This is a genomic window from Sporosarcina koreensis (genome assembly GCF_042655825.1).
Classification (GTDB): domain Bacteria; phylum Bacillota; class Bacilli; order Bacillales_A; family Planococcaceae; genus Sporosarcina; species Sporosarcina koreensis.
In genome coordinates, this window is sequence record NZ_JBHSNP010000025.1 from 86,297 (window position 1) to 97,795 (window position 11,499).

An 11,499-nucleotide genomic window follows, 5' to 3' on the forward strand; every position below is an offset into this window, starting at 1 on the left:
ATGCAATGAATTGCTATGATTTACTTTTAGCCTTTAGCTCCACTACTAATTGTAATGGTTATAAACTGAATAGTCTTTAGCATGAGTTGATAAAGTTTCATCTTAAATTTACCTAAAGTGGATAAACCAAAAGAAAAGAGACAGCGCATACGGCTGCCTCCATTAATATTGTTGGTTTTCGCGTTCAATCAGTTCATAAATCTTCAGTCCAACCCGTACTGAAAGCATTTCCTCCGAATCATCAAAGTCCATTCCCGTTATTTCCTTGATCCGCTCCAAGCGATACATAACGGTTTTATAGTGGACAAAAAGGTTTTTAGCTGTTTGAGTAGCGTTTTGATTGCATTCCAAAAAGGTTTGCAACGTTTCCAGCAAATCCGATTGATTCGCCTGTTGGTAATCAAGCAACTCCTTCAGTGATCTAGGAATGAATTGCAGCAATGCGGAGGAATCCTTCACATGGCGCAGCAGCCGGAAAATCCCCAATTCCGAAAAGGCGGTAATCGATGCCGGCCCATTCAACGTTTCCCCTAGATCGAGCGCATCATGAGCTTCCCGGTAACTCTTCGGAATTTCGGTAATATCACTTACTGCACTTCCGATTCCCACTTGCACATCGATGTCATTCACTTGTTTTTTAATGACCGTCTGGATCGTCAGGGCAGTTTTCTTAATTTCATTCATCCATGCATTGTCATTTTTGCTCATCTTCTCGATTTTCCATAGGACAATGAAAAGGTTGCTTTTATTCGAAATGATGCCGTTCGGCAAATAATGATGAATCGCTTCACTCACAAGGAAGTGGCTCCGATCCGCAAGATCGCTTTTTTGTTTTAACATGCTCTCTGTTTGGCGATTGATTTTGAATAATACTGCAGCAAACGATCCATTGAAGTCCCAGCCAATCACGTTCGCCTTTTCGTATACGGCTTGGATCGATTGGATTCTTCCGCTGATTAGTTCCTCGATCAAATCGTTTTTATATTTCTTTTCAACTTCCGCGACCGCAAATTGCTTCACCAATTCGAGGGATAAAGAAGTCGCAGCATTTTCCACGGCAATCAAATCCAGTTCACCTAGTGATTTATTAATCTCACCTATTAATAAATACATTTTATTATGGTTTAACGCTTCTATCGGAACAACGATTTGATGCCCTTTAATATTGTCCAAATCAGGATATTTTACAATTTGACGATAGTGAGGGAATTTGATTCCTGACGTCTGTTCGTAAAAATGGACTTTCTCCACCATTTCAAAGTTCTCCAGTTCCGGATATGTCGAAACGATACAACTGAAATTCCGGTCGAACAAAGCGACCGGATTCCCGATCAACTCTTCAAGTGTATGAATGATTTTCTCAAGGCCTTTATCCGCTAAAGACAATGCTGTAAATCGATCGTGAATCTCTTTATAATATTGAAGTTTTGTAACTTGATTATTGAAAAGTTCCCCCATGATCGGGTACATGACATCGACAAATGGAACATCTTGCGGGAGCTGGATGATTGGCATCCTGTTTTTTTCACCGGCTTCAAGCAAAAGATCGGAAATTTCTTCACTATGTTTCTTAATGACAAGCGCACTGACTCTTTTTTCAGCTAGGTTGGAGATGAAATCCTTTTGCTCATTTCCATTAAAGTTACGGATCGAATAAAGGCTTGTTAAAATCACTTCCCCGCCTTTAATCCAATTCGCGATATCGGGCCCTTCCATGATCGTTACGCCTTCGATTACATTATGAATATAATGTTGCCCACTTAACACTTCAGCATCCTTCATCGGCTCCAACGCCAATAAATCCTTTACTTTGAACTCCATTCGTCGCACCCCTTTCCAACTATCCAAAAGTCCTTATCTCGAAATATTATTGTTCTTATTATACAATACTTACAGAAAGCATATCTAAACGAAAGAGCGTGACATCATGTCAAAAACAACGGTCATTTATAAACAAAAGGAAAACTTCGAGCTGAAAGCGGACTTTTACCCCGCTGATGAATCGTCCCGCCCGGTCATTGTCTATATACACGGCGGCGGGCTATTATGGGGATCACGTGAAGATATGAAGCCTGAACAAATTGACTTTTATCATCAAGCCGGTTTTAATATCTTTTCGATCGATTACCGGTTAGCGCCTGAATCCAAGCTGCCTGCCATCCGAGAGGATATTATCGATGCCCTTGACTGGATCGGAAACGAAGGGACAAAGCAGTTTGATTATGACCCTGAAAAAATAGCGGTCATCGGCAGTTCTGCTGGCGGTTTTCTATCCCTACTGACGGGGACTTTCCCGAACAAGCCGAAAGCGATTGTTTCGTTTTACGGTTACGGCGATATTACCGGTGATTGGGCGGTAAAGCCAAGCCCCCACTATGCAGCGATGACGAACGTGCCAAGGGAGCTTGCAAAAATGCTCGTGTCGAACGAAATCATTTCAGTCGGTCCGATTGAAAAGCGGTACGCCCTCTACATGTACGCGAGGCAGCATGGCGTTTGGATCGAGGAATTAAGCGGTCTTATTCCTGTCCTGGCGAAAGACGAGCTTTCGACGTACTGTCCGCTATTCAACATCCAGCCGGACTACCCGCCTACGCTACTGCTCCACGGAACGAAAGATGAGGATGTCCCGTATGAGCAATCCGTCTTCATGGCGGAAGGCTTACAACAAAATGGCGTAGACAATAAACTGATCACCATTCCTGACGGCAAGCATTCTTTTGACGAAGACTGGCAAAATCCGATTGTGCAACATGCATTTGAAGAAGTGATCAATTTCTTGAACGATGAGTTGAAGTAAGTAAAAGGGCTAGAGAATCATCTCTAGGCCCTTTTTTTATTAGTTCTATTCATCATTTTGATTTAATAAAGGTTTTCTCAGTAGAAACAGAGTTTGCTGTTTCCGTTTGCTCCGTCTTCACTTCTACACCGTATTTGTCCCAATTGAACAGATTTTCCATTAGAAGTGCGAGAATGATCCCCACTAACAACCCACTGCTAAGCAATGGACGGATTACACCCGGAATCGTAACAAAATAAGTTGCCGGAAGCGTCATGATGACGACTCCTACGAACAATGGAACTGCCGAACGATATACGTTGACTGTATTGTATTCAACTTGCTTGAAGAAGTTCAAGGAAGAATTCAATAGAAGCAAATACGAGACAAATAATGCAGCACTACCAATACTTAACGGCAGTTGTGAGAAAAAGTGGCCGAGCGGCGGGATAAGTCCCATAACAAGGAACATGAATCCACCAAGAATAAACGGAAGCCTTTTGATGATCCCTGTCTGGCTTAAGAAACCGATCGAAGAAACGAATGGTGAGTTTGGAACAAGGCCAAAAATACCTGCAATAAGCGTAAATATACCTGTAATGGTGAATGATGCCCTGTATTCGGACTTCGTCGTTTCCACCTCATACATGCTTTCCGTCCCTTTTAACGCGCCAAACGTATTCGCTGTGTTCAATAAACCCGCTAAAATAGTCGTAATGATAATGCCGACATCCCATGCCGGCTTCCCTAATGGGAATAATTCAAGCGTGAATTTCGTCGTTCCGCTAATTGTGCTTTCCGGCTTGAAAATCAGTGCATAAACGATCCAACCGACGATAATCCCAATTAGCAAACCGTAGCGTCTTATACTTGAAGGCGCCTTGACACTGATGACGATGATCAGAATTGCAATAAGGATCGCCAATAAGGAGATGGGTAAGTCGATATGCGGGTTTGTAGCCTGGTTGCCAAAAGGAATACCGAGCATCCCCTTTAAGAAGATCCCGATCAATTGACATCCGAACAAGAACATAAATACACCCATCACTGCCGGAGTGAATAATTTGGCTATACGAGGCCCGAGCCCTGTGACACCAATCAAGAAAGTGATAATCGAAACGATGATAATTCCGACCGTCAAGCTGCCTCCTAGAACCGATAATGGCATTCCTTGAGCCGCAGCAGTCGTACAAAGTGTTAAAATGACACCCCACCATAGACCGGATTGCCCTTCCATGATGGCACGTTTATGCCCAAAGAACGCTTGGACGATACACGCTAATCCAGTGACGATAAAGGAAAGCTGGAGCATATTGACAATCGTCTCCGGCGAAAGATCAAAAGCCGCACCGACAGTGATCGGGATGACGACTATGTTAGTGAAAATAAAAAAGAGCCATTGTAAGCCCGAAATCCAGTTACTTGATTTTAATAACTCGTTGATAACAATCACCTTTCTTTATTATGAATAACGGCAGCCTTCATGCCGATCAACATGCCTACTACTGTATCTGCACCTGATGTATGGCCGATTTCCTTCATTTCTTCGACAGCTTTCAAAAATTCAGGCCCACGCGGTTTATCTAAAACATAACATAAATTCAGAAGGTGGGAATGAAATTTATTTTCTGTCGCATAAAGGAGATATTCCAGAGCAACATACGTCGTCCGTTTTTGGCCATGTTCCATCAAATAGGGTTTCAGCTTTTGCGGAAACGTTTGGTCTGTTCCTTCAAGTGCTGATAGAACCGCACAAATCCCTGTAAGACAATCGTCTCCGCTCGGTGTAAGCCCGAGTCCCCTGCCGATCCAATAGTCGAAAACTTTTTTCGCATCCATTTCATGATGCAAAACCAGCTCTTTTAATTCATCCAATTTTTCCAGGACGGAAACATCATCAGTGGATGAGGATGGATCGACGATATATTGAATGATCCGCTTTTTCTCTTCTGTCGTTTGAGCCAGGCCCGTACTCCAATCATCTTGGAGAAGCCGATTCGCCAAAAACATGAAATTGTCTTCAAGAGATGGGCAGTTATACGTGAACGGATGTATTTGATGATTTGACCATTTCGCTTCGGCTAAGGAAAGCGTAATTCCTTTCGGGAAAAGCAACGACATTGATGCTTCATCCCAAACAGCTTCTAAGTCGCCAGCAAGCAAAGTTGTAAGCAGATGTGCATTTGCCTGGTCCAGCCCGATTCCGAATGGAGCAAGGCCATTCCCCAATGCGCCAACGTGGACAAGGTGGCCGCCAAAAGCTAAATTGAAACTAGTATTAAACACACTATGGACATGACCGTTCGGGTTTGCTTTCAAGATACGGGAAACTTCATCACTCGCTGCGATGGCCTTTAAAACAAACGCATCTCGATGACGACCCGGGTTATCTATAGAATAAAACAATATTTTCACCCCAGAACTGGATTCTATCCGATATTATAGCTTTCCCTTATTTTTCGCCTTTATCTATTCTAGTCTACATGTATTGGCCGAAAATTTCATTGTTTACTATGAACAAAACTACGCTTGATTTTTGGTTACTTTTAACGTATTATTAATAGTTGAAGCAGCATAGATTATGTCGAAATTTCTTAGGGAATTTTTAAAAAGAGGTTATGCTTATGAAAACTGTAAATGATCTATTTATATTGGAAGGCATGAAAGAAGGCATTGTACTTGCGGGCCATCGCGGACTCACCCGAAATGTACAATTTGTAAATATATCCGACACGCCGGACGTCATCAATTTCTTGGCTGAAAATCACCTTCTCCTGACAACTGGATATGCTTTCAAAGATGACCCCGAGAAATTCTGCGAGCTCATCAAACAGATGCATGAGTTGAATTGTTCGGGTCTTGTCATCAAAATCAACCGATTCTTCAACGAATTGCCCCGTGAAGTGAAATTACTCGCTGATGATCTGGCGTTTCCAATCATTGATTTACCGACGAAGCATACGTTAGGTGAAGTGTCCCGGCACATCTTGAATTATTTAAACGATGCTGAAGCGGAACAGCTTTATTATGCGTTGCATGTTCAAAAAGAGTTTTCGAATATGATGATCAAAGGCTATAGCCTAACGGCGCTGATCGAGCAACTAGGTCATTTTCTATCGCGCCCTACCCTCCTATTGAATCACAGAGGAGAGAAAATCGCACATAGCCACGACTTCCGGATGGATTCCATGAAGTTGGTCGAACGGGAAATCATCGAAAAGGTGAAAGAAGACTTACCATCTGCCCGGGAAGGGAGCACCTTTACGGTTCCGTCAAAAGAGCATCAATCCATTTCCACCTTTCCTGTTCAAACAAAAAGGCAGCATCCGAGCATGCTTGTCATTGTCGATTCAATGACTCTGCCTTACCCGTCCTCTCAAATGGCGATTGAACAGGCCGGCAACGTTATTACGTTTACAATTATCAAGGAGCAGGCGATTGAAGAAAACTCAAGGCTCCTCAAAAATAATTTCTTTGACGATTTGATTGAAAATCGGATCCATTCGGATGAAGAAATTTTAAGCCGCGCCAATTATTACGGCTTGAATGAGGACTTGAATAATATTTGCATCATCTGCACGGTCGACCAAAAAGGGCAAAATTACGAAGACCTTCAATTATACGAAAAAAAGGCCGGCGAATTATACAATAGTATTTATGATCAGCTTGAAGATGAAATCGTTCATAGTGAATTGGACGGAATTTTATTCACGAAGGAAAAATACTTTGTCATGATTTTGCAATATGCTGATGAAGCGGATCCGGTTGAAGTGACCGAATTCGTGAATAAATGCCAAGCAAGCCTGCAAGGCGATTATTCCATCTCCTTTGGCGTCAGCAATACGGTTCATTCCATAAAAGATATTACGACCGCCTATTCAGAAGCTTGTGAAGCCATTATGAGCGGATATGACATGAACATGCTCGGGTTCATCAATTTTTATAAAATGAAAGAGCTTGAGGATTTATTGAACACCATTCCAGAAAAAGATTTAAAAGCATTGTATGAAAACACATTGAAGTCCCTTGCCAATCCAAAGACAAAAGAAAATCAGGAATTGGTGAAAACGATTCAAGTGTATCTCGATTCACAATGTGAGATTTCGGAAACGTCACGCCGTTTGTTCATTCATCGGAATACGGTTAAATATCGGATTGAGAAAGCGGAGGAATTGCTGAATTGCTCTTTCCGCGACCCGGCCCATTCATTGCGCATCCGTGTCGCATTAATGATCGGATCCATTTTAAAAGAAGATGAATAAAAACCAAAGCCCGGTTGAATGGGCTTTGGTTTTTATTTTTATTGAGCAACGGTTGTTTTGTCAGAGACGATTTCATCGTTCTCAAAGACAACTTCGCCGTTGACGATTGTTGTTTTCACTTTTCCTTTGAACGTCATGCCGACATATGGTGAATGCTGATGACGGTAGAAAAGATCTTCATTTTTCAGTTCGAAACTTTCATTCAGGTCAACGATCGCGATATCTGCATCATAGCCAGCTTCGATTGAACCTTTATTCGCAAGACCGAATAGCTTCGCAGGATTCGTTGCTGTCAATTCAACGATTTTCTCCAAAGGAAGGTTACGTTTGAAATGCCCTTCTGTCAACATGATGTTCAATGTGGACTGAGCACCGGAAATTCCGCCCCAACCTTCAAAATAGTTGTCTGTTATTGTTTTCATTGATGCAGGTGCAGGAGAATGGTCAGACGCAATGACGTTGATTTCCCCATTCGCGATTGCAGCCCATAGATCTTCAACTTCGTTTTCATCGCGCAGTGGAGGGCAGCATTTCGCCAATCCGCCTTTTTCCTCTAAATCTTTAACTGTCATAGATAGGTAGTGCGGGCAAGTTTCCACTGTAATATCAACGCCGCGTTGTTTAGCTTCCGTAATGATGTCGACTACTTTTTTGCTGCTTGCGTGGACAACGTGAAGCTTACATCCAGTTGCTTCCGCATACGAGATGATTCTTCTGACCGCTTCAATTTCAGAAATGATCGGTCTTGATTCGACAAAGTCCCTTGCGGACGTTTTGCCTTGCTTTTGCTTTTCTTCAGCAAGCTGATCACAGATGACTGTGCTTTCTGCGTGAACAGCAAGAAGCGAACCGAAAGAAGCGATTTCTTTCATCCCTTTGAAGATCGTTTCATCGTCAACATGATTGAAATCAGCGATGCCGCTCGGAGACATGAATGCTTTAAATCCGATAACCCCATTTTCATGAAGTTCTTTCAGATCTGCAATATTTTCCGGAACAAGTCCGCCCCAGAAATAAGGGTTAACGACGGATTTCTCATCGGCACATGCCTTTTTCAAGTCAAGATTCTCTTTATTGATCGTTGGTGGCGTACTGTTCAATGGCATATCGAAGAAAGAAGTTGCTCCGCCTGCAGCCAAGCTGCGGCTTCCCGTTGCAATTCCTTCCCATTCTGTTCTTCCCGGCTCATTGAAGTGGACATGTGTGTCAATTAAACCAGGCAAAACGTGAAGACCTTCTGCATCAATCACACGTTCAGCAGAAGCTTCGAGTGATTGGGAAACTTCTTGGATTTTGCCGTCCTTGATCGCGATATCCCCTTGGATAACGGATTCCGCAGTGACAATCTTACCGTTTTTAATAATCAAATCGTATGTAGTCATCTTTCATTCCTCCATGTAGGTATTGCCCTTCGCCATTGCCGGTTCGGACAATGGCGAGGGGATTGAATGAATCATTTAGTAGCAGAGATCAATTTACCGACAGGTTCTCCGAAGATTCCTTTTTCGAGATCGAAGACGACGTTTCCGCGGACGATTGTTTTTGTCACGCGGCAGTCGATTTTTCTGCCTTCGTAAGCACTATGTTTGTTTTTGTAGTAAAGGTCTTCCCTTTTCACTGTGTACGATTGGTTAGGGTCGACTAAAATGATGTCCGCGTCTTTTGAAACGGCAATTTCACCTTTATGGGTGATATTGAAACGCTCAGACGGGTTCGTTGAAATCAATTTAACGAATTCATGAACCGGGAGTCCGCGTTGCTTCACAGCCAAGTCGAACATCAGGTCGACGTTGTTTTGCGCGCCGCTGATTCCGCCCCATGCTTCCCAAATCGTTCCTTGCTTCAAGTCTTCCGTACAAGGCGAATGGTCAGACGTTAGCCAGTCGATGTTGCCAGCAAGAAGCTCGTCCCATAGTCTCGCTTGGTCTTCCGCCTTTCTGATTGGCGGCTGACATTTTGCTTTTGGACCGATTTCATCGACTTGATCAGCAGTAAAAGCAAAGTAGTGTGGGCAAGATTCAACCGTTACATCCACACCTTCTCTTTTTGCTTTCAAGATCACCTGAATTGCCTCTGAAGTGCTGATATGAACGAGATGCAATTTACAGCCAGTTTCTTTAGCGAATAGGATTGCACGTTGAACGGCTTCCACTTCAGTGAAAATCGGGCGGGATTCCGCATATTCCTCTCCGGAGTTTTTTCCTGCTGCCGCAAATTCCTTCGCGAGACCGGCTGGAACAGATGCGTTTTCTGCGTGGATGCATAGAATCTGATCCAATTCAGCAAGCTCTTGCATGCCTTTGTACAAGGTGAAATCATCGACATTTACGAAATCGTCCGGAATATCGCTTGTAATATCGGATAGGAAGCATTTGAAAGCGAGAACGCCCGCGTCAGACATTTCCTTCAGCTTATCGACATTCCCAGGGACGAGTCCGCCATAAAATGCGTAGTCGACGTAGTTTTGGTCAACAGCCGCTTCCAATTTCAAATCCAGCGCAGCTTTATTCGTTGTTGCCGGCAGGGCATTCAGCGGCATTTCAACGTAGCTTGTCGTACCTCCTGCAGCCAATGATTTCGAACCTGTTTCGAAACCTTCCCACTCTGCGCGTCCTGGTTCGCTTATGTGTACATGTGTATCGATCATTCCTGGCATAACATATTGGCCAGTTGCATCGATAACCTCTTTCGCATCATCCGTAATGCTTTCAGCGATGCAAGAGATCTTTTCATCTTTAATTCCGATATCAACCTTGTACACACCGTCACGCAATACAACATTTCCGCCTTTAATAACTACATCAAATGCCATTTGAAATTCCCCTTTCAACTACCAATGATTTTATACCTATCAACTTCACACCAAGCGTCAGTTTCGCCATTTACGGAATTAACTATTCTCCTTATTCAACTCAGGAGTTTTTTGCATCAACGTGCCTTTTGAATAAGGCGATTCAAGCGCCGTGTAAAGAATAAAGGCTGTAATGATCCCTACAAACCAAGACATATCGTACAGCGGTTTAAGGACAGGAACGAAATTGCCGATTAAACAAATAACACCGGCAACGATTGTTGTGATAATCGCATTTATATTGAAACCTTTTGTATAGTAGTACTTTCCTTTTTCCGAATCGTATAAAGCATTCAAGTCGATTTTTGTTTTCGAGATGATGAAATACTGGGCTAGCATAATTCCAGTGACTGGAGCCAGGATCCCGCCAATAATGTTTAAGAAAGTGAAAATACTTGTTGCGTTTTCCATCAGCTTCCATGGCATAACGAGAATCCCAACGACTGCCGCTATGATTGCACCCGATTTGAACGTGAGTGTTTTCGGGAATAAGGAAGCCAATTGATAACCGGCAGGTACAATATTTCCGGTAACGTTAACAGACAAAGTTGTTAAGCAAAGTGTCAAAACGGAAATTGCAACCGCGAATGTACCGTCAAATCGCGCTACGACATCGAGTACGTTCCAAATCGGTGTTCCGAAAGCGATTTCAGAACCAACAATAATCGCGATACTTGCAACTGCAAACAATAGATACGACACGACAAGTCCGACAGTTTGTCCAATTGCTTGCGTCTTCGTCGATTTCGCAAGCTTTGTGAAATCTGAAATGTTTACAATCGGCGCTGCCCATGCTGCAATGACTGCTGTTATTGCAGCGATGAAGATGACGATTTTATTTCCTGCTACTCCCGATCCTGTATAAGATAAAATCGGTCCAATTCCACCCGCTAAGTTTATGGCCCAAATTGCCATTCCACCAAATACGATGTAAACAAGCGGTGAGAGGATATTGGTGAATTTCCCTAGGAAAGCCATTCCTCCATAAATTAAAGCAACGTTAAATAACCAAAACAGTAAAAACGAAATCAATGCCGGCAAGGATAATCCTAAAAGGTTCCAATCTCCGCCTAACGTTAAATACGTCGGCCAGAGCTTGCCGATTAAGATCGATAATGCCTGGCTTCCTGCATACGTTTGAAAGCCGAACCACATAATCGCAGAAATGACTCCACGCAATACGCCTGGAATCATTGCGCCTTTCGGTCCATATGATAAACGCAGCAACATCGCAAACGGCAAGCCGTATTTCGATCCCGCATGACCATTCAGAACAAGCATCGCGGCTATGACAACAGAGGCAACCATAATGGCCGCAAAAACTTGACCGACTGACAATCCTAAAGCAAAAAGACCGCCTATGGCGATATAGTTTGGAATGTTATGAACGGATCCCATCCAAACGGTGAAGAAATTGCTAACTCCCCATTTTCGATCCTCTTCTTTTGTCGGTAACACATCATTGCTATAGCCGGCCGCCATAGCTTTTTCTCTATTAAAAAGTTTCAAAAGAACTCCTCCTTATACAACTAACTATCGAGACCATTTGTTGACTACATCATTATACATACTCTATAGCCATACTTCTTTAGGTCTCTTAAACAAAA

At 43.0% G+C, this 11,499-nt stretch carries 8 protein-coding genes; 2 read left to right on the top strand and 6 right to left on the bottom strand.

Features of this window, described 5'->3' with window-relative positions:
• Positions 1-162: 162 nt before the first annotated feature.
• Positions 163-1,821 carry a PucR family transcriptional regulator gene (locus ACFPTP_RS11330; protein WP_381444903.1) on the bottom strand — a complete coding sequence of 553 codons (1,659 nt, stop codon included), beginning with the start codon at positions 1,819-1,821 and terminating at the stop codon, positions 163-165.
• Between the two features lie 106 nt (positions 1,822-1,927).
• On the opposite strand from ACFPTP_RS11330, the gene ACFPTP_RS11335 reads away from it, so the two are divergent.
• Positions 1,928-2,800, top strand: a complete 873-nt coding sequence (locus ACFPTP_RS11335) for an alpha/beta hydrolase (RefSeq protein WP_381444905.1) — start codon at positions 1,928-1,930, stop codon at positions 2,798-2,800.
• 52 nt (positions 2,801-2,852) lie between these two features.
• Here ACFPTP_RS11335 and ACFPTP_RS11340 read toward each other — a convergent pair whose 3' ends face one another.
• Together ACFPTP_RS11340 and ACFPTP_RS11345 are read right to left on the bottom strand one after the other, a co-directional pair.
• On the bottom strand, positions 2,853-4,232 hold the full coding sequence (locus ACFPTP_RS11340) for a uracil/xanthine transporter (RefSeq protein WP_381444907.1): 1,380 nt from the start codon (positions 4,230-4,232) through the stop codon (positions 2,853-2,855).
• The gene (locus ACFPTP_RS11345) at positions 4,229-5,185 is read right to left on the bottom strand and encodes an oxamate carbamoyltransferase subunit AllH family protein (protein ID WP_381444910.1); all 957 of its coding nucleotides are present in this window, start codon (positions 5,183-5,185) and stop codon (positions 4,229-4,231) included. Before ACFPTP_RS11345 ends, ACFPTP_RS11340 begins: the two co-directional genes overlap by 4 nt.
• A gap of 218 nt (positions 5,186-5,403) precedes the next feature.
• Between ACFPTP_RS11345 and ACFPTP_RS11350 the strand changes: the two genes are divergently transcribed.
• Positions 5,404-7,041, top strand: coding sequence for a PucR family transcriptional regulator (locus ACFPTP_RS11350; protein WP_381444913.1), 1,638 nt, complete (start codon positions 5,404-5,406; stop codon positions 7,039-7,041).
• Between the two features lie 38 nt (positions 7,042-7,079).
• On the opposite strand, the gene ACFPTP_RS11355 is transcribed toward ACFPTP_RS11350, so the two are convergent.
• From ACFPTP_RS11355 to allW, 3 genes are all read right to left on the bottom strand, one after another.
• Complete coding sequence (locus tag ACFPTP_RS11355; protein WP_381444915.1) at positions 7,080-8,423, bottom strand: allantoinase; 1,344 nt, start codon at positions 8,421-8,423, stop codon at positions 7,080-7,082.
• Between the two features lie 71 nt (positions 8,424-8,494).
• Entirely contained in the window at positions 8,495-9,853 is a 1,359-nt protein-coding gene (gene allB, locus ACFPTP_RS11360; RefSeq protein WP_381444917.1) for an allantoinase AllB, read from the bottom strand.
• Between the two features lie 78 nt (positions 9,854-9,931).
• A complete protein-coding gene (allW, locus tag ACFPTP_RS11365; protein ID WP_381444919.1) occupies positions 9,932-11,401 on the bottom strand; it encodes an allantoin permease in 1,470 nt (489 codons plus the stop codon).
• Between the last annotated feature and the right edge of the window lie 98 nt (positions 11,402-11,499).

Coding starts and splice junctions, on each gene's coding strand:
- allB (WP_381444917.1), bottom strand. CDS start 9,853: ATGGCATTTGATGTAGTTATTAAAGGCGGAAATGTTGTATTGCGTGAC.
- ACFPTP_RS11335 (WP_381444905.1), top strand. CDS start 1,928: ATGTCAAAAACAACGGTCATTTATAAACAAAAGGAAAACTTCGAGCTG.
- ACFPTP_RS11330 (WP_381444903.1), bottom strand. CDS start 1,821: ATGGAGTTCAAAGTAAAGGATTTATTGGCGTTGGAGCCGATGAAGGAT.
- ACFPTP_RS11355 (WP_381444915.1), bottom strand. CDS start 8,423: ATGACTACATACGATTTGATTATTAAAAACGGTAAGATTGTCACTGCG.
- ACFPTP_RS11350 (WP_381444913.1), top strand. CDS start 5,404: ATGAAAACTGTAAATGATCTATTTATATTGGAAGGCATGAAAGAAGGC.